Genomic DNA, 24,913 nt, shown 5'->3' with positions numbered 1-24,913 from the left:
AACGGGGCGCGCCGGGTCCGGCTCAGCGCGGGCGGGGCGCGCGAGGCACCGGTGGCGCGTGCGGGGCCGCCGGACTTGCCCCGCGTACGGCGGCGAGGGCCGGACGCGCCGCGTGCGCCGCGCGCGGGAACGCCGTGAACGCACTCTCGATTCAGCCCGATGGTGACCTGGCCCCGGCACCGCGCGTTGGCCGGACATGACCCCCACACATGCTCCGGCAGGACCGCACCGGCGGACTCTTGTGATGCCGCCTGCCGCCGCAGAATCGGTTCATCATAGGTCTCACTACACACATCAGCAGCCGTTCGCGCCCCAGGCCCCCTACACCCCACAAGCCTCGTACGCCTCACCGGCCCCGCCGCTCGCCTTCACCCCCCAGCAGGCCCAGCCGTCCCCTCCCTCACCGCAGCCCTCGCCGCCCCCGGATCCGCCCATCTACCGCGCGCTCATCCGCCACTGGACCGAGCGCGGCCGGACCCTGCCGGGACAGCACGACCCGGAGTGGGTCCGGCTCGCGGCGCCCCCGGCCGGCAGCGGCCAGTTCGCCCCGCACTTCGGGACCGGCGGGGAGGGACAGTTCGGCGGCGTGCGCGACGGCCAGTTCGGGCCGCCCGGGGACGGCCCGTACGCCATGCCCCGCGGGCGGCAGTTCGGGGCGCCCGGCGAAGGGGCGTTCGGCGGCGGGCGGGAGACCCCGTTCGGCGCGTGGCACGAGCCGTCGCCCGGCGTCCGCCAAGGCACCGCGTTCGGCACCGGCCGGGGCGCGCCCCAGGGGCAGCCCGACGACACGCTGCCCATCGGCGACCACGGCACCCGCTACGACGCGGGGCGGCGTCCGGCCGCCGCGCCGGAGCGGGAGGAGCAGCGCGGCCTGCGGCCCCGGGGCGCGGACCCCCGGCTGCTGATCACCCCCGCGCCGCAGAGCTCCTTCGGGCTGCGCCCGGAGCCCGCCTGAGCGAGCCGGGGACCTGAGGCGCTCGGGTACGTACGGGCCGGGCGCCGCGGGTCCGGCGCGGACCGGGTCCGGCGCATCGGTGCGCGCCGGGCCCGGAAGAGGCCGGCGCGCACCGCGCCCGGAAGCGGCGAGGGCGCGCCGGGCCCGCCCGGTTCAGCGCGAGTCGGGGCCCGCGAGGTGGCGGGCGATGACCATGCGCTGGATCTGGTTGGTGCCCTCGACGATCTGCAGGACCTTGGCCTCGCGCATGTAGCGCTCGACCGGGAAGTCCGCGGTGTAGCCGTAGCCCCCCAGGACCTGCACGGCGTCCGTGGTGACCTTCATCGCGGCGTCGGTGCACAGGAGCTTGGCCATCGCGGCCTGCTTGGAGAACGGCCTGCCCGCGTCCCGCAGCCGCGCCGCCGACAGGTACAGCGCCCGGCCCGCCTCGATCTGCGTCGCCATGTCGGCGAGCATGAAGCGCAGGCCCTGGAAGTCGGCGATCGGCCGCCCGAACTGGCGCCGCTCGGTCGCGTACCTCAGCGCCTCGTCGAGCGCCGCCTGGGCCACGCCGATGGCGCACGCGGCGATGCCGAGCCGCCCCGAGTCCAGCGCCGACAGCGCGATCGCGAAGCCCTGGCCCTCGTCGCCGATCCTGCGCTCGTCGCCGACCCGGACCCCGTCGAAGTGGAGCTGCGCCGTGGGCGAGCCCTTCATGCCCATCTTCTTCTCCGGCGCTGCGGCCGTGAGCCCCGGCGCGTCCCCCGGGACCAGGAAGGCCGTGACGCCCCGGGCGCCCTCGCCGCCGGTCCGGGCGAGCACGGTGTAGAAGTCGGCGATGCCGCCGTGCGTGATCCAGGCCTTCGTGCCCGACAGGACCCACGCGTCGCCGTCCCGCACCGCCTTGGTGCGCAGCGACGCGGCGTCCGACCCCGAGGACGGCTCCGAGAGGCAGTAGGCGCCGAGCAGACCGCCGCCGAGCATGTCGGGCAGGTGCTCCGCCCGCTGCTCCTTGCTGCCGTAGCCCGCGAGGGCGTGGCAGGCGAGGGAGTGCACGCTGACGCCGAGGCCGACGGTGAGCCGGGCCGCGGCGAGCTCCTCGAGGACCTGGAGGTAGACCTCGTAGGGCTGGTCGCCGCCGCCGAAGGCGGAGTCGTAGGGCAGGCCGAGCAGGCCCGACTCCGAGAGCAGGGTGAAGAGTTCGCGCGGGAAGCGGCCGTCGGCCTCCTCCTGCGCGGCGCCTGGCGCGATCTCCCGCTGGACGAGCTCGCGGACCAGGGCCAGCAGGTCCCGGGCCTCCTCGGTGGGCAGTTGACGCTCCACCGGCTGCACGGCTGACTCGGGCATGCTGCTCTCCTCTCCCCTGTCGGGCGCTTGCGGCGGACGCGCGCACGGGGTGTGGCGCCGCTGCCGTGAGATGCCCCGTCCGATGCTGCCCCTCCGGATCGCGGAGGCGGCTGACCAGTGACGGTGGCGCGTTGAGTATGCCCGATCGGAGGCATGGCGTCACGGGTGATCCCGGCCGGAATGGGATCTTCCCCAGCCGTTGTCCAGCCGCGCGCGAGAACGGCCGCCGACGGGGCCGGGCCGCCCCCGAGTGATCCCGGAATTGGTCCGAACCATTGACGCAGTGGTCTAGTCCTCCTACAGTCCAGCGGCACGGAATCTTTCGCGTCCATGCCAATTCAAGGCGCGACTGTTCTTCGGTCAACAGCACCACCCCCCTTGCTCCCCCCTCCCCCCACGAGGAGACAGCGATGCCAAGACCACACCGTCCCCGCGCCCGGTTCCGGGCGCTCGTGGCCACCGCCTGTACCGCCGTGCTCGGCGCGGGCCTGCTCGCCGGAGCGGGCACCGCGGCGGCGGAGCAGAACACCGCCCCCAAGGCCGCGGAGGCGCAGGCGGGTTCGCGCGTCGTCGGCTACTTCACCGAATGGGGCGTCTACGGCCGGAACTACCACGTCAAGAACATCGAGACGTCCGGTTCCGCCAACAAGCTCACGCACATCAACTACGCCTTCGGCAACGTCCAGGGCGGCAAGTGCGCGATGGGCGACGCCTACGCCGCCACCGACAAGGCCTACTCCGCCGACCAGAGCGTCGACGGCGTGGCGGACACCTGGGACCAGCCGCTGCGGGGCAACTTCAACCAGTTGCGCAAGCTGAAGAAGAAGCACCCCGACCTCAAGGTCCTGTGGTCCTTCGGCGGCTGGACCTGGTCCGGCGGCTTCACCGAGGCCGCGAAGAACCCGCAGGCCTTTGCCCAGTCCTGCTACGACCTGGTCGAGAACTCCAAGTGGGCCGACGTCTTCGACGGCATCGACATCGACTGGGAGTACCCCAACGCCTGCGGTCTGACCTGCGACACCAGCGGGCGCGCCGCGTACAAGAACCTGATGGCCGCCGTGCGCGCCAAGTTCGGCTCCAAGAACCTGGTCACCGCCGCCATCCCGGCCGACGCCTCCCCCGGCGGCAAGATCGACGCCGCGGACTACGCCGGCGCCGCGCAGTACGTCGACTGGTACAACCCGATGACGTACGACTACTTCGGCGCCTGGGACGCCAAGGGCCCGACGGCGCCGCACTCGCCGCTGAGCTCCTACAGCGGCATCCCCAAGGCCGACTACCACTCGCAGGCCACGATCGCCAAGCTCAAGGGCCTCGGCGTCCCCGCGAACAAGCTGCTGCTCGGCATCGGCTTCTACGGCCGCGGCTGGACCGGCGTCACGCAGAAGGCGCCCGGCGGCACCGCCACCGGCCCCGCGCAAGGCACGTACGAGCAGGGCATCGACGACTACAAGGTGCTCAAGACCAAGTGCCCGGCCAACGGCACGGTCGGCGGGACCGCGTACGCGCACTGCGGCACCAACTGGTGGAGCTACGACACCCCGGCCACCATCGCCGGGAAGATGAACTACAAGAACCAGCAGGGCCTGGGAGGCACCTTCTTCTGGGAGCTCAGCGGCGACACCGCGAACGGTGAGCTGATCAAGGCCATCAACTAGCGGTACGCGGCGCGGAGCGCACGAGCGGGGCGGGAGTCGGCGGGCTCCCGCCCCTTCGGCGTGTCAGGCCCGGGGCGGGGCCGGGCAGGTGGGCTCGAACTCCGCGATGACGTCCAGGGTTTCGCGCAGGGTCCGCACCAGCAGGGCGCGCACCGCGTCCCGCGACAGCTCCCTCTCCCCCGCCGCGTCCGCCCGGCCGATCCAGTCGAGCGTGATCCCCTCCACGCTGCACAGCCAGCCGAGCAGCGCCGTGCGCGCGAGCGGCGGGATCGCGCGGCGGCCGTACGCGCCCTCGGCGATCGTGCCGATGATCGCCTCGCGCACGCCGTCCCGTATGGCGTGCACCTCGGCGTCGAAGCCGACGCCGCCGCTGACGATGGTGCGGTACGCCGCCTGGTGGTGCTCGGCGTAGCGCAGATAGCCGTCGATGGTGCGGTGCGCCCGTTCCTCCGGCGGGAGTTCGGTGTCCCCGGCGGCGCGGGCGACCAGGTCGGCCACCGAGTCCTCGATGATCGCGAGGTAGTAGCCGCGCTTGGACGTGAAGTAGTAGTAGATCAGCCCCTTGGCCACGCCCGCCTGGCGCGCGATGTCGTCCATCGAGAGCGCGTCGTAGGACGTGTCGGCGAACAGCTTCCGGCCGATCGTGATCAGTTCGGCGCGGCGCGCCACCGAGCGGTCGGTGCCGCGCGCCCGCGGGCGGTCGGGATCGGGGGAACGATCGGTACCGCGCTGTTGACTATTATTCAATATCGGCCCTAGTCTCCAACTGCCTTGGGATGGCCCGCAGTATGGCAGACCCGCGCGGCCCGCCCGCGCGCCCGCGGCTTTCCCGACGGCGCCCTGTAACGCACTCCCCTGACGCACGCGCGGTACGACCGACTCGTACGGGAGGACAACAGTGAGCGCAGACAAGCGGCCCCAACGCGGGTCCGCGACCGAGGGCAGAACCAACTGGAAGAAGACGGCCGTCATCGCGCTGCCCGCGTTCGTCGCGGTCGGCGCGATGGCGTCGGTCATGGCGGAGGGCGCGCTGGCCGCGTCCTTCGCGGTCTCGGGGACCAGTTTCCAGGTCTCCTCCGGCCGCCTGTCGAGCCAGGGCCTGGCCAGCTACGTGGAGACGGACCGGTCGGTGGACGGCAAGGGCCACCCCGTGGCGCTCCTCGGCATCGGCGACGCCACGCTCTCCGACATCTGCCAGGCCGCCGCGGTCAAGACGCCGCTCGGCACGGTGGTGTTCAAGCTGACGGCGGGCGGCGACGCGGGCAACGTCACCGCGAGCAGCCTGGTCATCGATGCCGAGGACCTGGTCGGCGACGCCCGCTTCGGCACCGCCGAGATCGGCCGGGACGCCTCCACGCTGGACGAGGTGCCCGGGGTCAAGGGCGACAAGGGCAAGTTCGGCCTCCAGGCCGGGGACATCGAGGTGTCCAAGGTCCGGTCCAACGCCTGGTCGGCGACCGGCGGCAACTTCCGCCTCAAGGGCATGCGGGTCGACGTCAGCCTCGGCGGCAAGAAGTGCTTCTGAGCAGGCGGGGCGGAGGGCGCCTCGGCGGGTGGCTGGACGAGCGGCTGCCGTTCCGGGGAGCGCGCCGGGTGTTCCGCCGCTGGCGGCGCACCCGGCCCTTCTGGGGCGGGCTGCTGCTCCTGCTGGGCGGCGCGGAGCTGCTCCTCGTACCGCTGTCGCCGCTGACCGTCCTGGTCAGCCTCGGCATCGGCGGGATCGCCGCGATCGGCATCGGGATCGCGCTGATGGTCGCCGGGCTGTTCCTGTGGCTGCTGCCGCACGCGCACCACTACGTGTCCGTGAACGCCATGATCCTGTCGGTCCTGTCGTTCGCCGCGACGAACCTCGGCGGCTTCCTGGTCGGCATGGTGCTCGGCATCGTGGGCAGCGCGATGGGCTTCGGCTGGACGCCGGTGCCCGCGGACGGCCGGGACGAGCCGCGGCCGCCGGGGATCCGCGACGGGCAGGGCACGCGGACCCTCGCCGTGCTGCTTCCGGTGGTCCTCGCCGGGGCGGCGCTGTGGGGCGCCGTTCCGGCGAAGGCCACGCCCGGTTCCCTGCCGGGGGCGCACCCGCCCGGGGACCGGGCGGCCGGGCCGCCGCGGGCGCCCGGGGCCGGTGACGCCGTGGCGGCGCGGACGCCGCCGACGGTCACCACGACGCTGTTCGCGCCGAAGGGCTTCATCGTCGCTGGTGTCCGCACGGTCCCCACCGCTGACGGCCCGCTGAAGGTCATGGTGCTGCGGATGCGCGCGGCCTCGCTGACCGACTACCGGCTGCGGACCCGGGACGGCGGCCGCGAACTCGCCCTGGGCGCCGACAAGCTGGACCTGAGCGGCAAGGTCACGCTCTACCTGACCAAGTTCAAGGGCTGCATCGAGGGGCTGCTCTGCCTCACCTTCACGCCCGACCGGCTGCCGGTGCCGCCGCTGGTGCCGCCGTTCGTCTTCATGACCGACGTGAGCGCCGAGCAGGCCCTGGTCACCTCGGACGAGATCGTCGCCGGCGGGCTCTCGCTGCGCGCCCACCCCTGACGGGGACCCGGCAGGCACCCCGGAACCCCGGCGGCCCACCGGCTGGCGGGCGTCCCGGACGGGCACTGGCGGGCGGGGCCGGAGCCCGCCCGCACCACGGCCGGGGTCAGATCAGACCGGCCTGCGTGACCAGCATCGCCAGGAGCACGACGAGCGTCCAGCCCAGCAGGTGTTCGAGGACCTTGGGGCCGTCGTCCTGCGGGCCGCCGGTGCGGGCCCTGAGGCCGGCGGGGGCCTGGAGAACGGTGGCGGTGGCGGAGCTCGCGGTCATGGCAACTCTCGATACGTCGTCCGGCGGCGCAGGCGCCGCGCGGCAGTGGCTTCCCCCGGGACCCCTCCACCATGCCAGGGAAACCCCTCCTTTCGGGGGAGACCTTGGTCACGCCACAACTCGGGCCCGGTGCCGTGCGTCTAAGTCGGCGTACGTCGTCGCGTACGTCCGTCAGCGGCGGACGCACGTCCGCGCACCGCCGACCGAAGGGTTCCCGATGAGCACGTTCCCGACGCCCCGCCGCGGCGCGCGGCTCGCCCTCGCGGCGGCCGTGGCCGTGACGGCCGCCCTCACCGGGCCGGTCTCGTACGCCACCTCCCCGGGCCCCGCCGACGGCGAGCCCACGCCCGGCGCCCCGGGCCTGGGCGACCCGATGTTCCCGCTCGACGGCAACGGCGGCTACCGCGTCGACCGCTATCTGCTGGACTTCGACTGGCAGGCGCCGAGGACGCCGTTCGCGGCCAAGGCGACGATCAAGGCCACCGCCACCCAGCACCTGTCCCGCTTCAACCTCGACTTCGGCGGCAACACGCTGCACGCGGTCACCGTCGACGGCAAGGCCGCGACCACGTCCCGCGAGGGCGACGAGCTGACCGTCACACCCGCGGCGCCGCTCGCCAAGGGCCGCCCCTTCACGGCCGAGGTCACCTACACCGCCGACCCCACGCAGGTGCGGCACCGCGACGACGCCATCGAGACCTACGGCTGGATCCCCACGCCCGACGGCACCGTGGTCTACCCGCAGCCCAACGGCGCCCGGCTGATCTTCCCCGCCAACGACCACCCGAGCCGGCGCGCGCCCATCACCTTCCGCATCACCACGCCGAAGGACCTGACGGCCGTGGCCAACGGCAAGCTGGTGGGTAAGAGCGCCGGGCCCGGTGACCGGGTGCGGTGGACGTACGACTCGGAGCAGCCGCTGTCCACGCAGCTCGTGCAGCTCGCGGTCGGCAGGTTCACCCTCGTCGACGGCGAGGGCCCGCGCGGCCTGCCGCTGCGCGACGTCGTCCCGGACGCGCTGGTGGAGCCCACGGCGAAGTACCGCAAGCTCACCCCCGACCACCTGGCGTGGCTGGAGGAGAAGCTCGGCCCCTACCCCTTCAACCGCTACGGCGTCCTCGTCGGCGACACCGACCTCGGCGTCGCCCTGGAGACCCAGACCCTGTCGCTCGTACCCAAGGCCGACCTGCTCGGCACCCAGGTCGACGCCGAGCGGAACCTGGTGCACGAGCTGGCCCACCAGTGGTTCGGCGACAGCGTCGCCCTGGCGAGCTGGTCGGACCTGTGGGTCAGCGAGGGCCACGCCCGCTTCTACGAGCGGATGTACTCCGAGCAGCACGGCGGGGACAGCTTCGAGGCCACGATGAAGGCCGCGTACCGGGCGCACGACCAGTGGCGCCGCGACTTCGGCGCCCCCGCCGAGCCCACCGAGCCGAACCTCTTCAAGCGCATGCGGTACGACGGCTCGGCGCTCGTCCTGTACGCGCTGCGCGAGAAGGTCGGCGACGCCACCTTCCGGAAGATCGAGCGGTCCTGGGTCACGCGGTACCGCGGGAAGGCCGCGAGCACGCGGGACTACATCGACCTGGCGACCCGGGTCGCGGGCGCGGACGGCAAGGACATCGCGGGCTTCCTGGAGCCGTGGCTGTACGGCCCGACCACGCCGCCGATGCCCGGGCACCCGGACTGGGTGGTGGACCCGGCCACCTGAGCCCCGCGCCCCGGAGACCCGCGCGGGCCTCCGGGGCGCGCCGGTGTCAGCGCACGCCCACCGCCGCGAGGGCGCGGACCTGGCGCTTCGCCGGCCGCAGCGGGAAGTACAGGTAGCAGACGCCGCCGGTGCCGGAGACGACCTTGCCCTGGGCGTTCTTGCGCTTCGTGCGCAGCCAGACGTTCTCGAACTCGCGGCGCCGGTAGACGCGCCGCACCGCGGCGTTGGTCGGGGACGCCGGGTCGTTGGCGATCACGTCGCCGTCGGCGGTGAAGCCGACGACCGTCATCAGGTGGCCCGCCGTGCCGTACCCGGCGCCGGTCAGCTCCTCCTTCAGGAACGACTGCGACGTGATGACCGGGATGCCCGCCCCGATCAGCGTCTCCAGGTCGGTGAGGGACCCGAGCCGCGTGACGACGGCCTGCATGTCCGGGTACGTGGCGGCGTAGGCGGCGTTGAACGGCCAGTTGCCGCAGCCGCCGTACTGGTGGTCGTAGGTGAAGCGGGCCGCGTGGCACACCTGCGGGTCGGTGTAGGAGGGGTCGACCCAGGCGAGGTCGGCGGCCGTGGGCCGCCGGCCCCAGTACTCCAGGATCATCTGCGACGAGGTGGGGCTGCACCAGGCCTCGCCGCCGTTGTCGTACTCGGGGTACCGGCCCTTGTGGACCTCCTGCGAGTAGCGCGGCACGGCCAGCTCCGCGGCGGTCCCCGGCTCGGAGGCGGGCACCGTGAAGCGGTCGGGCACGTCCGAGGCCATGGCGCCGAGCCGCCACACCGTGGGCGTGAGCGCGGTGCCGGGCCTGCGGTACAGGGTCAGGCGCAGCCGGTAGGCGGCCACGCGCAGGCCGCTCGCCGGGTCGTCGACGGCCAGGGTGTCGGTCCAGACGCTCGACCTGCCGTCCTTCTGGCCGTCGACGGAGGTGCGCCGTATCACGGGGGCGGCCGGGTCCTGCCGGTCGTCGCCCGAGTTCCAGCGGCCGAGGACGTACCAGGGGGACGTGGTGCCGTCGGAGTAGGCGGCCTCCGCCTCGACCTGGATCCAGGTGCCGGCCGGGGTGCGGGCGTTCCAGGAGGCGATGACCTCGGTGGCGGGCACGCCGGGCCGGTGCGCGGGGGCCGTCCAGCGGGCGTACTCCCAGGTGGTGGTCGCGCCGGTGTGCGGGTCGGTGTAGCCGGTGGTGCCGACGGGCTCGGCGATCGCGACGCCGGGGCGGGTGCCGCCGGTGACGCGGGTGCCGTCGGGCGTGCCCGCGCTCCAGTCCTTGCGCGAGGTCCAGGAGCGGTTGTCCACGGTCCGGTCGGCGCGGGGCGGGCGGCTGCGGGGGGCGGCTCCGGGGCGGGGGCCGGGCGTGGCGCCCGCGCGGGCGGCGGCGACGGCGACGGCGGTGAGGGCGGCGGCGCCCGCCGCGGTGGTGAGGAGTCTTCTGCGGGACATGTTCTCGGCTCGGTCCATGGACGGGACCCCCAGTAGGTTCCGGTCGACGGGCTGCGGTGGAGGGCGGGCGGAGGCGTGCCGCCGCGACACGGGTACGGCACCCGGGAACGGCGCACGGGCCGCACGGCACGCCTTGGTCAGGTACACGACAGTGGGCCAACTATGACCTCTCCCTGGCGGGTTCCACCAGGGACAGGGCCGTGGCGACACGCACCAATATTGGCCTCTACCACTGGTATGACCTGCGGCGCCACGCTGAACCGCGCACACGTTCGCTTTTCCGGCCCGGGGCCTAGGCTGGCGGGTGATGACAAGGAACCGCCGCCCCACGCCCCTCCCGCGCCTCGCCCGTGCGCTGCGCGCGCTCCCTCCGTCCTGCGGGCCGGTCCGGCTGGTCGCCGTGGACGGGCACGCGGGCTCCGGCAAGTCCACGTTCGCCACCCGGCTCGCCGAGGCGCTCGGCGGCGCGCCGGTCCTGCGGCTCGACGACATCGCGAGCCACGAGGCGCTGTTCGACTGGACCGGGCGGCTGCGGCAGCAGGTCCTCGCGCCGCTGTCCCGGGGCGAGGCGGCGCACTACGAGGCGTACGACTGGCACACGCGCCGCTTCGGCCCTGCAAGCCGCCCCCTGCCCCCGGCCCCCGTGGTCCTGCTGGAGGGCGTCGGCGCCGGCCGCCGCCTGCTCCGCCCGTTCCTCGCGCGGCTGCTCTGGATGGAGCAGCCGCGCGACGCCGCCTGGGCCCGCGGGCGCCGCCGGGACGGCCCGGCGCAAAGTGACTTCTGGGACGGCTGGGAGCCCGCCGAGCGACAGCATTTCGCCGAAGACCCGTCCCGGCCGTACGCCCAGCTTCTGGTGCGTGAGTTGCCCGAGGGGTACGAGGTGCTGACGGGGCCCGCCGGAACGGCAAGGGACGCCCAAATCATCACACAGAGTGAGGGTCGGTCGGCAACGCGCTGAACCTCGGGGACGCCCCTTCCGGACGACCTGGCCGGATTTCACGCATGCCTCAACTCGGCTTGACCGAGGGGCCTTACAGGACTTACGTTCTCAATGTGCGGCCTTTCGGGTCGCCCCTGTACGCGAAGCCCCCGGTTGTTCCCCCGTGATCGGGGGCTTCGTTCTGCCCTCAGCCCCCTCGCCCCGGCCACCCGCGCGCCGCCGCCCGATCACCCTGGGTGACCATCACTCCCCGCCCCGGCCGTGCGCCCGCCCAGGGCGCCGCGGCCGATCCGGGGCGCCCGCACCCTACGGCGGGGCGCCCGGCCGCAGGTACGATGCGGTGTGGTGCGACCAACGCACGGCGGTTCCGGGCACCGGGTCAACTCCCGTTCCCGGTTCGGCGGTTCAGACCGGCTGCCGGCGGGCACCGGCCCGGTGTCGGACACACGGGGGCACGGCTTGTGGGGGACGTGATGGACTTCGGCACGCAGAGCCAGGCCGCCCCGGCCGACCTCGCCTGGCTGCGGGGCGTCGACGCCTGCACGATGGGCGCCTACCCGCAGGCGGAGGAGGAGTTCCGGGCCGCGGTGCGCATGGACCCGGGCATGGCCGACGGCTGGCTGGGGCTGCACGCGCTGCGCGTCGACACGACGACGGCGCTGCTGCGGATGTACCAGCACCGGGACCGCTTCGGCGAGCAGCGCGCCCGGCACGCGCGCACCCTGAACTCCTGGTACTGGCTCGGCTGGTGGGTCCAGCCCGTCCTGGAGTCCCCCCGCGACCTGCTGCTCGCGCACGCCTCGCACTGGCTGGACGGCCGCCACGTCCCCGAGCTCGACCGGGCCCTGGCCGGGCTCCCGCCCGTCGACGCCGACCCGCACGTCCGCTTCCTGCACGCCTGCCGCGCCTATCTGGTCAAGGACTGGGAGCAGCTCGTGCGCCACACCGACCCGCTGCTCGACGACCCGATGCTCGGCATCGAGGCCGGGCTGTTCGGCGGCATGGCGCGGGTCCGCCTGGACATGTACGGCCAGGCCGAGCCGCTGCTCTCCGCGGCCCTGATGCGCTGCCGCAGCGAGCAGCCGCAGCGCAAGGAGCTGCGCTACTGGCTGGCCCGGGCGCACGAGGGCACCGGCCGCTCCGCCGCCGCCCTGCCGCTGTACCGCGCGGTGCACCGCGTGGACCCCGCCTTCATGGACACCTCGGCCCGGCTCGCCGCGATCGCCGAGGGCGACGGGTACGACGCCGCCGACCTGGCCGCGGTCACCCTGGCCGGCCCGGTCCAGGACGCGCTCGACGGGCCCGAGGGCGTCGAGGCGCTGCTCGGCGCCGAGGGCCGCGACCTGAAGGTCACCGAGCCCGAGCTGCCCTCCGGCACGGGCCCCGCCGAGCCGCCCGCCGCCGACACCGTGCGCGAGACGCGCGAGAAGGCGGTGCTGCCGGTCACGCCCGCCGCCCCGCAGCCGCCGTCCGGGCCCACGGACCCGGCGCTGCTCGCCGAGGCCCTCGCCGAGCTGGAGCGCATGGTCGGGCTCGAACCGGTCAAGCGGCAGGTCAAGGCGTTGTCCGCGCAGCTCGAGATGGCCCGCCTGCGGGCGGCCCAGGGCCTGCCCGTGCAGCCGCCGAAACGACACTTCGTCTTCTCCGGCCCGTCCGGCACCGGCAAGACCACCGTGGCCCGCATCCTCGGCCGGGTCTTCTACGCCCTCGGCCTGCTCGGCGGCGACCACCTCGTGGAGGCCCAGCGCGCGGACCTGGTCGGCGAGTACCTGGGGCAGACCGCCGTCAAGGCCAACGAGCTCATCGACTCCGCCCTGGGCGGCGTCCTCTTCGTCGACGAGGCCTACGCCCTGTCCAACTCCGGCTACGGCAAGGGCGACGCGTACGGCGACGAGGCGCTCCAGGTCCTGCTGAAGCGGGCCGAGGACAACCGCGACCACCTCGTGGTGATCCTCGCCGGCTACCCGGAGGGCATGGACCGCCTCCTCGCCGCCAACCCCGGCCTGTCCTCGCGCTTCACCACCCGCGTCGACTTCCCTTCGTACCGCCCGCTCGAACTCACCGCGATCGGCCAGGTGCTCGCCGCCGAGAACGGCGACGTGTGGGACGAGGAGGCCCTGGAGGAGCTGCGGTCCATCAGCGGGCACGTGGTCGACCAGGCCTGGATCGACGAGCTGGGCAACGGAAGGTTCCTGCGCACGCTGTACGAGAAGAGCTGCGCCTACCGCGACCTGCGCCTGTCCGGCTACCCCGGCGAGCCGACCCGCACCGACCTGGCCACGCTCCGGCTGCCCGACCTGATGCAGGCGTACGGCGAGGTGCTCTCCGGCCGCGGCCCGACGGGGCCGCCCGGCGCGGGCTAGCCGGGGCGGGACGGGGGCTTCCGTGGGGGGCCGGGCAGGTGGCCGGGGCTTCCGTGGGGGCCCGGCGGCGTGGGCGGGCGCGTCATCCCTTAGGGGTGTTTGACCGCCAAGACACCGAACGTCCGCCCGGGTGTCCGCGACCCTGACCGCAAGGGCGCGGACTCGGTGGGGGTGGGCGGCGGTGACCACCTGGCTGGCATGGGGCTCCTTCACCGCCGTCGCGGCGGCCACCGGCACCGGCGTGGCCCTGTGGATCGCCTGCGGCCTGGGCTTCCAGCTCGCCGTCGACAGCTTCGTGGTGACGGACACCGTCCTCTCCCTCACCCTCGCCGCCTGCGGCGTCGCCGTGGCCTGGCGCCGCCCCCGCAACCCCATCGGCTGGCTGCTGCTCGGCGGCGGTGCCGCGCACGCCGGGACCGTCATGGCCCTCGGCTTCCTCGCGCTCGGGCTGCGCGAGGGCTGGAGCGGTACGACGCTCCGGGTCCTGGTGACGCTGGCACTGGCCACCTGGCCCCTCGGGCTGCGGCTGTTCGTGCCGCTCGCGCTGCTGTTGTTCCCCACCGGTGAGCTGCCGAGCCCGCGCTGGCGGCCGGTCGCCTGGGGCACGGCCGGGATCGGAGGGCTGTTCTGGCTGTGGAGCGTGACCACGCCCCGGCCGTACGCGCTCGGCGGCCCGCCCGGCTATCTGCACGTCCTGAGCTGGCCACCGCTGGAGCCGTTCCGGCCGCAGACCGACCTCCTGGGCATCTTCGTGCCGCTGCTCATCGACCTCGCCGCCCTCGTCGTGCGCTACCGCTGGGGCGACGAGGCGCTGCGCCGCCAGGTGCTGTGGCTGATGCTCGCCGTGCTCTGCGCCGTCCCGTGGTGGCCGCTCGGCATGCGCGCGGAGGCGCTCCAGGTCCTGATCACCGCCCAGCCGATCGCGATCGCCGTCGCGATCCTGTGCCCCCAGTTGCTCGACATCCAGTGGGTGGTCTCCCGGGCCCTGCTCTACCTGGCGCTCTCCCTCGGCGTGCTCGGCGTGTACACCTCCGTGGTGCTGTTCCTGGACCACGTGCTGCGGGAGACCTTCCACATCGGCGGCGCCGCGCTCGTGGCCGTGGCCGTCGCGATCGCCTTCCACCCGGTGCGCGGCGCGCTCCAGCACGGCATCGACCGGCTGCTGTACGGCGACCGGGGCGACCCGGTGCGGGCGCTGACCCGCATCGGCGCCCGGCTGACCGCCGAGACCGGCCTGGACGGGCTGCTCCTGGCGGTCCGCGACGCGCTGCGCCTGCCGTACGCCGCCTTCTGCCTGGAGGGGCGCCCGGTGGCGGCCTCGGGCACGCCGCCGCCCGGGTGCGTACGGGTGCCGCTGCCCGCGCCGGGCACCCGGCGGGCCGAACTCGTCGTGGGCACCCGGCCGGGGCAGGCCCGGCTCGGCGCGGAGGACCTGCGCGCCCTGCGGGTCCTGGTGGTGCCGCTCGGGGTGGCGGTGCGCGCGACCGTGCTCTCCGAGGAGCTCCAGTCCTCGCGCGAGCGCCTGGTGTCGGCGCGCGAGGAGGAGCGGCGGCGGCTGCGCCGCGATCTGCACGACGGGCTCGGCCCCACCCTCACCGGCCTGGCCTTCACCGCCGACGCCGCGCGCAACCTGGTCCGCTCCGACCCGGCCACCGCCGAGGAGCTCCTGACGCAGTTGCGCGGGCACGCGAGCGGCGCCATCGACGAGATCCGCCGCCTGGTCGAGGGGCTGCGGCCGCCCGCCCTGGACGAGCTGGGCCTGGTCGCGGCCCTGGCCCGGCAGGCGGAACGGCTGAGCCACCGCGAGGGCGGCGCGCCGCTCGCCATCACCGTCGACGCGCCCGGCAGGCTCCCCCGGCTGCCGGCCGCGGTCGAGGTGGCGGCGTACCGCATCGCGACCGAGGCGCTGACGAACGCCGCCCGGCACTCCCGGGCGGACCACGCGCTGGTCCGGCTGCGCATCGACAGCGCCGACGAGGCGGCCGACGCCGAGGACGCGCTGCGCATCGAGGTGACCGACAACGGCGGCCCGTCCGCCCGGCCGTGGCAGCCCGGTGTGGGCATGTCCACGATGGCGGAGCGGGCCGCCGAGCTCGCCGGCTGGTGCCGGTGCCGACCGGGGCCGGAGGGCGGGGAGGTGAGCGCCGTCCTGCCGTTGCGGTCGGGTGGCACCAGCGCGGCGCCGTACGGCCGAGGTCCCTGAGCCCGTCGGCCGTACGGGGTCCGGTCACGCCGGTCGCGCGGGCCTTCCGCCTCAGGCGTGCGGAATCCGGGTCCACGCGTCGCAGACGTACTCACCGGCGGCCACCACCCTCGTGACCGCACCACCTCCCCCCGCCGCGGCCTTCGCTGTCGCCCCGGCGTAGCCGGCGCAGAGGGCCGCCGCGGCAAGGGTCGCCACGCCTACTGCCTTGAGGTGCTCGCGCATTGCCGTACTCCTTGGGATGCCGGCCCGCCGGGACGAGCACGTGCCTGAAGGCGCACGTGCCGACCGGCGGGCTCACGAGTGGTGCCCCGAGGGGAGGTGTCCGGCGCATGAGGAGCCTCCGTTCCGGGACGTGATCATCGGCGTTCCAGGGACTGGTGCTTCAGCCGGGTCCGCCGCGGCGGACCCGGCTGCCCCCGTGTCGCACAGCATGGCCCGGGCCCGGCCCTCGGGGTCAGGGCACGCGTCCCCGTCCGTACCGGGAAGACCTCCCGGCCGCGACGGGTGCCCGCACCCAGGACAGCGGGGTCCGCCGTCACGACGATGGGTAGGTACGGGGAGACGCACCGCCGCTGTGGGGAGCCGAGCCTTGACGACGTCCGCCGAGTCCTGTGAGCTCACCGTGGTCCTCGCCGACGACCACCCCGTCGTACGCGGCGGGCTGCGGGCCCTGCTCGGGTCCCTCGACGGGATCAGGGTGGTCGGGGAGGCGGCGGGCGGGCGCGACGCCGTGCGCGAGACGCTGCTGCACCGGCCGCGGGTGCTGGTCATCGACCTGGAGATGCCGGACCTCGACGGGGTCAGCGCCACCCGCGAGGTGCTCGCGTCCGCGCCGGACACGGCGGTGCTGGTGCTGACGATGTTCGAGGACGACGAGTCGGTGTTCGCGGCGATGCGGGCGGGGGCCCGCGGCTACATCCTCAAGGGCGCCTCCCAGGACGAGATCGTGCGCGCGGTCCGCTGCGTGGCCGCCGGCGAGGCGATCTTCGGGCCGCGCATCGCCCGCCGCGTGGCCGAGTGGATGTCCCACCCGCACCGCACGGCGGCGCGCTCGCCCTTCCCGGAGCTGACCGCGCGCGAGCTGGAGGTGCTCGACCTGATCGCCGCGGGGATGGCCAACCCGGCCATCGCGCGGAGCTTGCGGCTCGCGCCGAAGACCATCAGCAACCATGTCTCGGCGATCTTCATGAAGCTGCAGGTCGCCGACCGGGCCACGGCTATCGTGCGGGCCCGCGACGCGGGGCTTGGCCGGAGGCCTTGAGCGGGGTTGTCGCGCTGCGCGCTCGTCCTCAAACGCCGGACGGGCTGATACCCCCTTGCTGGCCGCGCGTTCCGTGCCGGTTCATCGCGCTGCGCGCTCGTCCTCAAACGCCGGACGGGCTGATACTCCCTTGCTGGCCGCGCGTTCCGTGCGGGTTGATCGCGCTGCGCGCTCGTCCTCAAACGCCGGACGGGCTGGCGTTTCGCGCAGGGCCCGTCCGGCGTCGGGGGTGGATTCCGTGTCAGCCGACCAGTTGTCTGCCGGTCGATGTTCTCGGGGGTGGTGTCGGGTGAGGGATCTCGGTGCGGTGGGCCGGGTCGCGGACTTCGCCTACCAGGAGCTCCAGGACGTCCTCCAGGGCGACCAGGCCGAGCACGCGGCCGGAGGCGTCGGCCACCTGGGCCAGGTGCGTCGCGGCGCGGCGCATCACGGTCAGGGCGTCGTCCAGGGGCAGCTCGGCGCGGAGCGTCGTCATCTGGTGCCAGACGTGCTGCGGCACCGCGCGGTCGGTGTCCTCCAGGTCGAGGACGTCCTTCACGTGCAGGTAGCCCATGAAGGCGCCTCCCTCCGTACGGACCGGGAAGCGCGAGTAGCCCGTGCGGGCGGTGAGGTCGACGACCTGCTCGGGGGTGACCGAGGGGCCCACGGTGACCAGGGACGCGCTGTCGAGCAGGACGTCGGTGACCGGGCGCGAGCCCAGCTCCAGCGCGTCCTCCAGGCGCTCCTGCTCCTGCGGGTCGAGCAGCCCCGCCTGGCCCGCGTCCTCCACGAGCCGGCCGAGCTGGACGCTGGTGAAGACCGCCTCGACCTCGTCCCGGGGCTCGACCTTGAAGAGCCGCAGGACGACCCGGGAGCAGGCGCCGAGCGCGGCCGTGACGGGCCGGCACAGCCGGGCGAAGGCGACCAGGCCGGGGCTGAGCCAGAGCGCGGTGCGCTCCGGCGCGGCCATGGCGAGGTTCTTGGGCACCATCTCGCCGACGACGAGGTGGAGGAAGACCACCACGGCGAGCGCGATGACGTACCCGAGCGGGTGGATCATGCCCTGCGGCAGGCGCACCGCCTCGAACAGCGGCTCCAGGAGGTGGGCCACGGTCGGCTCGGCGACCGCGCCGAGCGTCAGCGAGCAGACGGTGATGCCGAACTGGGCGGCGGCCATCATCTGCGGCAGGTGCTCCAGGCCGTACAGGACCTGCCGGGCGCGGGCCGAGGCGAGCGGCTCGATCTGGCTGCGGCGCACGGAGACGAGCGCGAACTCGGCCCCGACGAAGAAGCCGTTGGCGAGCACGAGCAGCAGGGCGAACAGGAGTTGCAGGGCGCTCATCGGACCGCCTCCGCGATCCGCGCCGCGCCCCGGTCCCCCGCCGCGTCGGCGAGGCCCGCGGGCGGGGCCGCACCTCCCGCGCGGACGGGCTCGGCGGCGCCGGCGGTCCGCACCAGCCGCACGCGCTCGGCGCGGTAGTGCCCCACCTGCCGGACGGACAGGCGCCAGCCCGGCAGTTCGGCCCGGTCGCCGGGGACCGGGATGCGGCCGAGCAGGTCGGCGACGAGCCCGGCCACGGTCTCGTACGGGCCCTCGGGGACGTCGAGGCCGATGCGCCGGAGCGTGTCGACGCGGCAGCCGCCGTCGGCGTCCCAGGCCGGGCGGCCGTCCTCGGGGGCGGTCGCGGCGAGCTCGGGCAGGTCCTGGTGGTCGTGCTCGTCGCGGACCTCGCCGACGAGTTCCTCGACGATGTCCTCCAGGGTGACGACCCCGGCCGTGCCGCCGTACTCGTCGACGACGACGGCCATCGGCTGCTCGCTGCGCAGCCGCTCCAGGAGGGGCTGCACGGGCAGCGTCTCCGGGACGAGCAGCGGCGCCTTGGCGATGCGGCCGACGGGGGTGCGCAGCCGCTCGTGCCCGGGGACCGCGAGGGCGTCCTTGAGGTGGACCACGCCGACGACCTCGTCGATGCGCTCGCGGTAGACGGGGAAGCGGGACAGGCCGGTGGCGCGGGTCAGGTTGACCACGTCCTCGGCGGTCGCGGACGACTGGAGCGCGCTGACCTTCACGCGCGGCGTCATCACGTGCTGCGCGGTCAGCTCGCCGAGCGAGAGCGCCCGGACGAACAGGTCGGCGGTGTCCTGCTCCAGGGCCCCGGCGAGCGCCGAGTGCCGGGCGAGCGAGACCAGCTCACCGGGGGTGCGGGCGGAGGCCAGCTCCTCGGTGGGCTCGACGCCGAGGGCGCGGACGAGCCGGTTGGCGACGGCGTTCAGGCCGGCGATGACCGGGCGGAACAGGCGCGCGAAGACGTGCTGCGGGCCGGCCACGAACCGGGCCACCTGGAGGGGCCGGGACACCGCCCAGTTCTTCGGCACCAGCTCGCCGATCACCATCTGCACGGCGGACGCCAGGAGCATGCCGACGGCCACGGACACCCCCGGGACCGCCGCGTCCGGCAGGCCGACGGCGGTGAACGGGCCCGCGAGCAGCCGCGCGAGGGCCGGTTCGGCGAGCATGCCGACGACGAGGGAGGTGAGGGTGATGCCGAGCTGGGTGCCCGAGAGCTGGAAGGACAGCTCCCGCAGGGAGCTGACGACTCTGCGGGCCCGCCGGTCGCCGTCGGCCGCCGCGTTCTCGGCGTCGGCCCGCTCGACGGTGACGAGGCCGAACTCGGCCGCCACGAAGAAGCCGTTGGCGAGGATCAGCAGGAAGGCCGCTCCGAGGAGCAGCAGGGGGATGGTCATGATGCCGCCGCCTCGCCCGGTGCGCGGAGCCCGGGATGTCGGGAGGGGGCGGCGCAGGTACTACAGGACGATCCGTCCATCGCCGGAGAGGGTCACTCCTCGGGTAGCAGGGGCCCCTGGGGCCGCGGGGCCCGGCAGGGGCGGGGCGGCACACCGGGCCGGCCCCGCCACCAGGTTAATCAAGACCCGCCGCGGAGGTCAGCCGCCCTCGCGGGCGGAACGCGCCTCGGCGAGGGCGCGCAGCGCGCGGGCGTCGCCGATGGCCTGCTGCTTGGCGATGCCCGGCTGGATGCCGAGGGCGGGCAGGCTGGTGCCGTCGCTGAGGTCGAGGAAGACCCAGGGGTCGCCGGGGCGGAGGTTGACCCGCAGGATCTCGGCCCAGGCCAGGCGGCGCCGGGTGGCGATGTTCACGACGGTCACGCCGGACTCCTCGGCGACGACCTTGGGCCTGGCGAGCAGCACGAGGACGCCGGCCAGCAGCGCGCCGGTGAAGACGAAGCTGACGCGCTCGCCCGGGTTGAGGCTCGGCAGGATCATCGCGATCACCACCAGGACCGCGAAGATCGCGACCGCGGCGGTGAGCAGCACGGCGCGGGTCCGCCCCGGCCGGAAGGTGACGGGCAGCGCGGGCGGGACCGGGGCCCCGGACGGCTGGGACGGCTCTGCGGGCTTGCTCATGGCGGGGTTCCTCTGCCCGGTCACAGGCGGCAGGCGTGGATGGCCGTGGTCAGGATGGCCCGGGCGCCGATGGCGTACAGGTCGTCCATGACGCGCTGGGCGTCCTTGGTGGGGACCATGGAGCGGACGGCGACCCAGCCCTCGTTGTGCAGCGGCGAGATGGTCGGCGACTCCAGGCCCGGGGTGAGGGCCACGGCCTGTTCCAGGTGCTCGGCGCGGCAGTCGTAGTCCATCATCACGTACGTCCGGGCGACGAGGACGCCCTGGAGGCGGCGCAGGAACTGCTGGACCTTGGGGTCGGCGGCGTCGTCGGAGTCGGCGCCGGAGCGCCGGATGACGACGGCCTCGGAGGTCATGATGGGCTCGCCGAAGACTTCCAGGCCCGCGTTGCGCAGGCTGGTGCCGGTCTCGACGACGTCCGCGATGACCTGGGCGACGCCCAGCTCGATGGCGGTCTCGACGGCGCCGTCCAGGTGGATGACGGAGGCGTCGACGCCGTGGTCGGCCAGGTGCTTGGCGACGATGCCCTCGTAGGAGGTGGCGACGGTGCGCCCGGCGAGGTCGGCCAGGCCGTGCGCGGTGCCCGGCCTGGCGGCGAAGCGGAAGGTGGAGCGGGCGAAGCCGAGGGGCAGGATCTCCTCGGCGTTGGCGCCGGAGTCGATCAGCAGGTCGCGGCCGGTGATGCCGATGTCGAGCTTGCCGGAGGAGACGTAGATGGCGATGTCCCGCGGGCGCAGGTAGAAGAACTCGACCTCGTTCGCCGGGTCGACGATGACGAGTTCCTTGGACTCGCGGCGCTGCTGGTATCCGGCCTCATGCAGCATCGCCGACGCAGGTCCGGACAGTGAACCCTTGTTGGGGACGGCGATGCGCAGCATGAGGCGGGATTCCTTTGCGGGAAGGGTGCGGGGAGGGTGTACGGGAAGAGGGGCGGGGCGGGACGTGCGCCCTAGAGGTGGGCGTACACGTCGTTGAGGGAGATGCCGCGGGCGACCATCATCACCTGCACGTGGTACAGGAGCTGGGAGATCTCCTCGGCGGCGGCCTCCTTGCCCTCGTACTCGGCGGCCATCCAGACCTCGGCGGCCTCCTCGACGACCTTCTTGCCGATGGCGTGGACGCCCTTGCCGACCAGTTCCGCGGTGCGGGAGGTGGCGGGGTCGCCGTTGGCTGCCTTGTCTTGGAGCTCGGTGAAGAGCTCCTCGAAAGTCTTCTTGGACATGATGTCGCTTACTCTACGCGCCCGCGGGAGCCCCCTCAGCGCCAGGGCTCGGAGACGGTGCGCAGGGTGGCGGCCGTCGCGACGGCCGCGGTGACCGCCTCGTGCCCCTTGTCCTCGCTGGAGCCCTCCAGCCCCGCGCGGTCCAGGGCCTGCTCCTCGGTGTCGCAGGTCAGCACGCCGAAGCCGACCGGTACGCCGGTGTCGACGGACACCTGGGTGAGGCCCTGGGTCACGCCCTGGCACACGTAGTCGAAGTGCGGGGTGCCGCCGCGGATGACCACGCCGAGGGCGACGACGGCGTCGTAGCCGCGGCCGGCGAGGACCTTGGCGACGACGGGCAGCTCGAAGCTGCCGGGCACGCGCAGCAGGGTCGGCTCGTCGATGCCGAGCTCGTGCAGGGCGCGCAGCGCGCCGTCGACGAGGCCGTCCATGACCTTCTCGTGCCACAGGGCGGCGATGACGGCGACGCGCAGGTCGCCGCAGTTCTTCACGCTCAGTTCGGGGGCACCCTTGCCGCTCACGCGCTTCTCCTCGGGGTGGTGGGGTGGATGTCGGTCACTGGTTGCCGCAGGCGGACATGTCCGTGGCGTCGAGCCAGGGCAGGTCGTGGCCCATGCGGTCGCGCTTGGTGCGCAGGTAGCGCAGGTTGTGCTCGCCCGCGGTGACCGGCATCGGCTCGCGCGCGACCACCTTGAGGCCGTGGCGGGTGAGCGCCTCGGTCTTGTCGGGGTTGTTGGTCAGCAGGCGCAGGCTGCGCACGCCGAGGTCGTCGAGGATCTGGGCGCCCGCGCCGTAGTCGCGGGCGTCGGCGGGCAGGCCGAGCTCCAGGTTGGCGTCGAGGGTGTCGCTGCCGCGCTCCTGGAGCTCGTACGCGCGCAGCTTGGACAGCAGGCCGATGCCGCGGCCCTCGTGGCCGCGCAGGTAGACCACGACCCCGCGTCCTGCGGCGGCGATGCGCCGCATGGACTCCTGGAGCTGGGGGCCGCAGTCGCAGCGCAGCGAGTGGAAGACGTCGCCGGTCAGGCACTCGGAGTGGACGCGTACGAGGACGTCCTCGCCGTCGTCGATGGCGCCGTGCACGAGGGCCACGTGCTCGACGCCGTCGGCGGTGGAGCGGTAGCCGTACGCGGTGAACTCGCCGAACGAGGTGGGCAGGTGCACCTCGGCCTCGCGGCGGACGGTGGGTTCGGCGGCGCGGCGGTAGGCGATCAGGTCCTCGATGGAGATGATCGTCAGGCCGTGCTTGCGGGCGAAGCGGACGAGCTGGGGCAGGCGGAGCATGCGCCCGTCCTCGCCGGCGATCTCGACGATCGCCCCGGCCGGGCGCAGGCCCGCGAGCCGGGCGAGGTCGACGGCGGCCTCGGTGTGGCCGTCGCGGGCGAGGACGCCGCCCTCCTTGGCGCGCAGCGGGAAGATGTGGCCGGGGCGCACGAAGTCGTCGGGCCCGGCCTTGCCGCCGGCGAGCATCTGCAGGGTGGTGGCGCGGTCGGCGGCGGAGATGCCGGTGGTCACGCCGTGGGCGGTGCTCGCGTCGACGGAGACGGTGAAGGCGGTCCGCATGGACTCGGTGTTGTGCGCGACCATCTGCGGGAGCTGGAGCCGGTCGAGCTCGGCGCCCTCCATGGGGGCGCAGATCAGGCCGCGGCACTCGCTCATCATGAAGGCGACGATCTCGGGGGTGGCCTTCTCGGCGGCGATGACGAGGTCGCCCTCGTTCTCCCGGTCCTCGTCGTCGACGACCACGACGGGGCGGCCCGCGGCGATGTCCCGGACGGCCAGCTCGACGGGGTCGAGGCAGAGGTCCTCGGAGTTGTCGGCGGTGTACGAGAAGGGGTGCACGGGACCGGTGTCCTCGGGACCGGTGTCCTCCGGGGCGGCGTCCTCGGGGGCGGCGGGAGGCGTGTGGGTGGTCATGCCGGGGCTCCTTCGATGACGGGCTGCGGCTGCTGCGGGGCGGCCGCGGCGCGCGAGCGCTGCCACCAGTCGCGCAGGCCCCACAGGACGAGGGCGAGGTAGACGACGTACACGAGGCCGGAGAAGGCGAGGCCGCTGGAGAACGCGAGGGGGACGCCCACGATGTCGACGAGCAGCCAGGCGAACCAGAACTCGACGAGGCCGCGGGCCTGGGCGACCATCGCGGCGAGCGTGCCGACGAAGATGTAGGCGTCCGGCCAGGGGTTCCAGGACAGGTCGGGCACGGCGGTGAACAGGGCGCCGACGGCGAGGGTGCCCACGGCGGTGGCGCCGAGGAGCAGCCCGCGCTCCTTCCAGGTGGCGAACCGGACGGCGATGGAGCCGTCCTGGGCCTTCCGGGTGCCGCGGGTCCACTGGTGCCAGCCCCACAGGGCGACGGCGATCACCAGCAGTTGCTTGCCGACGCCGCCGCTGAGCTGCGCGGAGGCGTACGCGCCGACGAGGATCAGGCCGGAGAGGAACTGGGCGGGCCAGGTCCACACCGAGCGGCGCCAGCCGAGTGCGAGGGCGACGAGGCCGATGCTGTTGCCGATCATGTCGGACCACATGATGTGCTGGCCGAAGGCGGCGAAGGCCTCGCCGTTGAGCCAGTCCAGGTGCGGTGCGTTCATCGGGTGCCCTCCTCGGCTCCGGCGCGGCTGCCGAGCAGGCGCTCCACGTACTTGGCGATGACGTCGACCTCGAGGTTGACCGGGTCGCCGGGCTGCTTGTGTCCGAGCGTGGTGAGCGCGAGCGTCGTGGGGATGAGGCTGACGGTGAAGTGGTCGGTCCCGGCCTCGACGACGGTCAGGCTGACGCCGTCGACGGTGATGGAGCCCTTCTCGACCACGTAGCGGGCCAGGTGCGCGGGCAGGGAGACCTTGACGATCTCCCAGTTCTCGGAGGGCTCGCGGTCCAGGACGGTGCCGGTGCCGTCCACGTGGCCCTGCACGATGTGGCCGCCGAGGCGGGCGCCGACGGCGGTGGGGCGCTCCAGGTTGACCTTCGCGCCGGGGGCGAGGGCGCCGAGGCTGGAGCGGTCGAGCGTCTCGGCCATCACGTCGGCGGTGAACTCGTCGCCCTCGCGCTCGACGACGGTCAGGCACACGCCGTTGACGGCGATGGAGTCGCCGTGCTTCGCGCCGTCGGTGACGACGGGGCCGCGCAGGCGGAAGCGGGACGCGTCGGCCAGGGTCTCGACGGCGGTGACTTCGCCCAGCTCTTCGACGATTCCGGTGAACACGCTCAGTGCTCCTTCGTGGCAGGGGTGGGGAACGCGGAGGTGGCGCCCGCCGGGGTGGCGCCCGCGGGGACGGCGGTGATGCGCAGATCGGGTCCGACGCGGACGGCCTCGGTCACGTCGAGCCGCAACGCTTCGGCGATCGTGGTGATTCCGCCGCCGGTGAGGACGGCGGGGCCCGCGCCCAGCAGCGCGGGCGCGAGGTAGCCGACGACGCGGTCGACGGCCCCGGCGGCGACGAAGGCGCCCGCGAGGGTGGGCCCGCCCTCCAGCAGCACGGAGCGCACGTCGCGGGCGTGCAGCGCGGTGAGCAGGGCCGTGATGTCCAGGCCGCGCTCGGCGCGGGGCAGGCGCAGCGCCTCGGCGCCGGCCGGGGCGGGCGCGTCCTCGGCGACGGCGATCAGCGTGGGCGCGGCGTCGTCCAGGACGCGG

24 protein-coding genes are annotated in these 24,913 nt (G+C 74.1%); 9 read left to right on the top strand and 15 right to left on the bottom strand.

Annotation, left to right across the window (positions count from 1 at the left end; genetic code table 11):
• Nucleotides 1–244: 244 nt before the first annotated feature.
• On the top strand, nucleotides 245–955 hold the full coding sequence (locus IE330_RS30460; protein ID WP_190139392.1) for a hypothetical protein: 711 nt from the start codon (nucleotides 245–247) through the stop codon (nucleotides 953–955).
• Between the two features lie 153 nt (nucleotides 956–1,108).
• Here IE330_RS30460 and IE330_RS30455 read toward each other — a convergent pair whose 3' ends face one another.
• A complete protein-coding gene (locus IE330_RS30455) occupies nucleotides 1,109–2,281 on the bottom strand; it encodes an acyl-CoA dehydrogenase family protein (RefSeq protein WP_190139389.1) in 1,173 nt (390 codons plus the stop codon).
• A 410-nt stretch (nucleotides 2,282–2,691) separates the two neighbouring features.
• Here IE330_RS30455 and IE330_RS30450 point away from each other — a divergent pair, with 410 nt between their 5' ends.
• Nucleotides 2,692–3,939, top strand: a complete 1,248-nt coding sequence (locus tag IE330_RS30450) for a glycoside hydrolase family 18 protein (RefSeq protein ID WP_190139388.1) — start codon at nucleotides 2,692–2,694, stop codon at nucleotides 3,937–3,939.
• A 63-nt stretch (nucleotides 3,940–4,002) separates the two neighbouring features.
• Here the strand turns inward: IE330_RS30450 and IE330_RS30445 are convergent, their stop codons facing one another.
• Entirely contained in the window at nucleotides 4,003–4,686 is a 684-nt protein-coding gene (locus IE330_RS30445) for a TetR/AcrR family transcriptional regulator (protein ID WP_190139387.1), read from the bottom strand.
• A 151-nt stretch (nucleotides 4,687–4,837) separates the two neighbouring features.
• Here IE330_RS30445 and IE330_RS30440 point away from each other — a divergent pair, with 151 nt between their 5' ends.
• Nucleotides 4,838–5,464, top strand: a complete 627-nt coding sequence (locus IE330_RS30440) for a DUF6230 family protein (RefSeq protein WP_373314759.1) — start codon at nucleotides 4,838–4,840, stop codon at nucleotides 5,462–5,464.
• Nucleotides 5,455–6,477, top strand: a complete 1,023-nt coding sequence (locus IE330_RS30435) for a DUF6114 domain-containing protein (protein WP_373314758.1) — start codon at nucleotides 5,455–5,457, stop codon at nucleotides 6,475–6,477. The genes IE330_RS30440 and IE330_RS30435 overlap by 10 nt, the downstream gene beginning before the upstream one ends.
• A 106-nt stretch (nucleotides 6,478–6,583) precedes the next feature.
• Here the strand turns inward: IE330_RS30435 and IE330_RS30430 are convergent, their stop codons facing one another.
• Nucleotides 6,584–6,748, bottom strand: coding sequence for an SCO1431 family membrane protein (locus IE330_RS30430; protein WP_190139386.1), 165 nt, complete (start codon nucleotides 6,746–6,748; stop codon nucleotides 6,584–6,586).
• Between the two features lie 217 nt (nucleotides 6,749–6,965).
• Here IE330_RS30430 and IE330_RS30425 point away from each other — a divergent pair, with 217 nt between their 5' ends.
• A complete protein-coding gene (locus IE330_RS30425) occupies nucleotides 6,966–8,459 on the top strand; it encodes a M1 family metallopeptidase (protein WP_190139385.1) in 1,494 nt (497 codons plus the stop codon).
• 46 nt (nucleotides 8,460–8,505) lie between these two features.
• On the opposite strand, the gene IE330_RS30420 is transcribed toward IE330_RS30425, so the two are convergent.
• Complete coding sequence (locus IE330_RS30420; RefSeq protein WP_190139384.1) at nucleotides 8,506–9,912, bottom strand: C39 family peptidase; 1,407 nt, start codon at nucleotides 9,910–9,912, stop codon at nucleotides 8,506–8,508.
• 289 nt (nucleotides 9,913–10,201) lie between these two features.
• Here IE330_RS30420 and IE330_RS30415 point away from each other — a divergent pair, with 289 nt between their 5' ends.
• The 3 genes from IE330_RS30415 to IE330_RS30405 all read left to right on the top strand — a co-directional run bounded on the left by IE330_RS30415 (nucleotide 10,202) and on the right by IE330_RS30405 (nucleotide 15,400).
• A complete protein-coding gene (locus tag IE330_RS30415; protein ID WP_190139383.1) occupies nucleotides 10,202–10,852 on the top strand; it encodes a uridine kinase family protein in 651 nt (216 codons plus the stop codon).
• A 455-nt stretch (nucleotides 10,853–11,307) separates the two neighbouring features.
• The gene (locus IE330_RS30410) at nucleotides 11,308–13,197 is read left to right on the top strand and encodes an AAA family ATPase (protein WP_190139382.1); all 1,890 of its coding nucleotides are present in this window, start codon (nucleotides 11,308–11,310) and stop codon (nucleotides 13,195–13,197) included.
• Nucleotides 13,198–13,378: 181 nt separating this feature from the next.
• Complete coding sequence (locus tag IE330_RS30405) at nucleotides 13,379–15,400, top strand: sensor histidine kinase (RefSeq protein ID WP_190139381.1); 2,022 nt, start codon at nucleotides 13,379–13,381, stop codon at nucleotides 15,398–15,400.
• A gap of 51 nt (nucleotides 15,401–15,451) precedes the next feature.
• Here the strand turns inward: IE330_RS30405 and IE330_RS30400 are convergent, their stop codons facing one another.
• Nucleotides 15,452–15,625 (bottom strand): hypothetical protein, encoded by a 174-nt coding sequence (locus IE330_RS30400; RefSeq protein WP_190139380.1) that lies wholly within the window; start codon nucleotides 15,623–15,625, stop codon nucleotides 15,452–15,454.
• A gap of 367 nt (nucleotides 15,626–15,992) precedes the next feature.
• Between IE330_RS30400 and IE330_RS30395 the strand changes: the two genes are divergently transcribed.
• Nucleotides 15,993–16,664: a response regulator gene (locus tag IE330_RS30395; RefSeq protein ID WP_190139379.1), complete on the top strand. Its 672-nt coding sequence runs from the start codon at nucleotides 15,993–15,995 to the stop codon at nucleotides 16,662–16,664.
• Between the two features lie 241 nt (nucleotides 16,665–16,905).
• Here IE330_RS30395 and IE330_RS30390 read toward each other — a convergent pair whose 3' ends face one another.
• The 10 genes from IE330_RS30390 to IE330_RS30345 form a co-directional block, all read right to left on the bottom strand.
• Complete coding sequence (locus IE330_RS30390; RefSeq protein WP_190139378.1) at nucleotides 16,906–17,985, bottom strand: hemolysin family protein; 1,080 nt, start codon at nucleotides 17,983–17,985, stop codon at nucleotides 16,906–16,908.
• Nucleotides 17,982–19,388, bottom strand: a complete 1,407-nt coding sequence (locus tag IE330_RS30385) for a hemolysin family protein (RefSeq protein ID WP_190139377.1) — start codon at nucleotides 19,386–19,388, stop codon at nucleotides 17,982–17,984. Before IE330_RS30385 ends, IE330_RS30390 begins: the two co-directional genes overlap by 4 nt.
• A gap of 198 nt (nucleotides 19,389–19,586) precedes the next feature.
• Nucleotides 19,587–20,066, bottom strand: a complete 480-nt coding sequence (locus IE330_RS30380; RefSeq protein ID WP_190139376.1) for a PH domain-containing protein — start codon at nucleotides 20,064–20,066, stop codon at nucleotides 19,587–19,589.
• A gap of 20 nt (nucleotides 20,067–20,086) precedes the next feature.
• Nucleotides 20,087–20,944 carry an ATP phosphoribosyltransferase gene (gene hisG / locus IE330_RS30375; RefSeq protein WP_190139375.1) on the bottom strand — a complete coding sequence of 286 codons (858 nt, stop codon included), beginning with the start codon at nucleotides 20,942–20,944 and terminating at the stop codon, nucleotides 20,087–20,089.
• A gap of 71 nt (nucleotides 20,945–21,015) precedes the next feature.
• Nucleotides 21,016–21,288: a phosphoribosyl-ATP diphosphatase gene (locus IE330_RS30370; RefSeq protein WP_190139374.1), complete on the bottom strand. Its 273-nt coding sequence runs from the start codon at nucleotides 21,286–21,288 to the stop codon at nucleotides 21,016–21,018.
• A gap of 35 nt (nucleotides 21,289–21,323) precedes the next feature.
• The gene (gene ribH / locus IE330_RS30365) at nucleotides 21,324–21,809 is read right to left on the bottom strand and encodes a 6,7-dimethyl-8-ribityllumazine synthase (RefSeq protein ID WP_190139373.1); all 486 of its coding nucleotides are present in this window, start codon (nucleotides 21,807–21,809) and stop codon (nucleotides 21,324–21,326) included.
• 34 nt (nucleotides 21,810–21,843) lie between these two features.
• Nucleotides 21,844–23,202 (bottom strand): bifunctional 3,4-dihydroxy-2-butanone-4-phosphate synthase/GTP cyclohydrolase II, encoded by a 1,359-nt coding sequence (locus IE330_RS30360; protein WP_190139372.1) that lies wholly within the window; start codon nucleotides 23,200–23,202, stop codon nucleotides 21,844–21,846.
• Nucleotides 23,199–23,873, bottom strand: a complete 675-nt coding sequence (gene pnuC, locus IE330_RS30355) for a nicotinamide riboside transporter PnuC (protein WP_190139371.1) — start codon at nucleotides 23,871–23,873, stop codon at nucleotides 23,199–23,201. The genes IE330_RS30360 and pnuC overlap by 4 nt, the downstream gene beginning before the upstream one ends.
• Nucleotides 23,870–24,484, bottom strand: a complete 615-nt coding sequence (locus tag IE330_RS30350) for a riboflavin synthase (RefSeq protein WP_190139370.1) — start codon at nucleotides 24,482–24,484, stop codon at nucleotides 23,870–23,872. The genes pnuC and IE330_RS30350 overlap by 4 nt, the downstream gene beginning before the upstream one ends.
• A 2-nt stretch (nucleotides 24,485–24,486) precedes the next feature.
• Nucleotides 24,487–24,913, bottom strand: a 427-nt coding sequence (locus tag IE330_RS30345; protein ID WP_190139369.1) for a RibD family protein, incomplete at its 5' end; no start/stop codon positions are given.

It is taken from the genome of Streptomyces longispororuber, assembly GCF_014656095.1.
In the GTDB taxonomy this organism is placed as follows: Bacteria; Actinomycetota; Actinomycetes; order Streptomycetales; family Streptomycetaceae; genus Streptomyces; species Streptomyces longispororuber.
Note: the sequence above shows the minus strand (reverse complement) of the source record. Positions and strands in the feature narration are given on the sequence as shown.

Bases quoted from the DNA above. Each gene is read 5' to 3' on its own strand.
- IE330_RS30460 (WP_190139392.1), top strand. From the start codon at position 245: ATGCCGCCTGCCGCCGCAGAATCGGTTCATCATAGGTCTCACTACACA.
- IE330_RS30455 (WP_190139389.1), bottom strand. From the start codon at position 2,281: ATGCCCGAGTCAGCCGTGCAGCCGGTGGAGCGTCAACTGCCCACCGAG.
- IE330_RS30450 (WP_190139388.1), top strand. From the start codon at position 2,692: ATGCCAAGACCACACCGTCCCCGCGCCCGGTTCCGGGCGCTCGTGGCC.
- IE330_RS30430 (WP_190139386.1), bottom strand. From the start codon at position 6,748: ATGACCGCGAGCTCCGCCACCGCCACCGTTCTCCAGGCCCCCGCCGGC.
- IE330_RS30425 (WP_190139385.1), top strand. From the start codon at position 6,966: ATGAGCACGTTCCCGACGCCCCGCCGCGGCGCGCGGCTCGCCCTCGCG.
- IE330_RS30420 (WP_190139384.1), bottom strand. From the start codon at position 9,912: ATGGACCGAGCCGAGAACATGTCCCGCAGAAGACTCCTCACCACCGCG.
- IE330_RS30415 (WP_190139383.1), top strand. From the start codon at position 10,202: ATGACAAGGAACCGCCGCCCCACGCCCCTCCCGCGCCTCGCCCGTGCG.
- IE330_RS30410 (WP_190139382.1), top strand. From the start codon at position 11,308: ATGGACTTCGGCACGCAGAGCCAGGCCGCCCCGGCCGACCTCGCCTGG.
- IE330_RS30400 (WP_190139380.1), bottom strand. From the start codon at position 15,625: ATGCGCGAGCACCTCAAGGCAGTAGGCGTGGCGACCCTTGCCGCGGCG.
- IE330_RS30390 (WP_190139378.1), bottom strand. From the start codon at position 17,985: ATGAGCGCCCTGCAACTCCTGTTCGCCCTGCTGCTCGTGCTCGCCAAC.
- IE330_RS30385 (WP_190139377.1), bottom strand. From the start codon at position 19,388: ATGACCATCCCCCTGCTGCTCCTCGGAGCGGCCTTCCTGCTGATCCTC.
- IE330_RS30380 (WP_190139376.1), bottom strand. From the start codon at position 20,066: ATGAGCAAGCCCGCAGAGCCGTCCCAGCCGTCCGGGGCCCCGGTCCCG.
- hisG (WP_190139375.1), bottom strand. From the start codon at position 20,944: ATGCTGCGCATCGCCGTCCCCAACAAGGGTTCACTGTCCGGACCTGCG.
- IE330_RS30370 (WP_190139374.1), bottom strand. From the start codon at position 21,288: ATGTCCAAGAAGACTTTCGAGGAGCTCTTCACCGAGCTCCAAGACAAG.
- IE330_RS30360 (WP_190139372.1), bottom strand. From the start codon at position 23,202: ATGACCACCCACACGCCTCCCGCCGCCCCCGAGGACGCCGCCCCGGAG.
- pnuC (WP_190139371.1), bottom strand. From the start codon at position 23,873: ATGAACGCACCGCACCTGGACTGGCTCAACGGCGAGGCCTTCGCCGCC.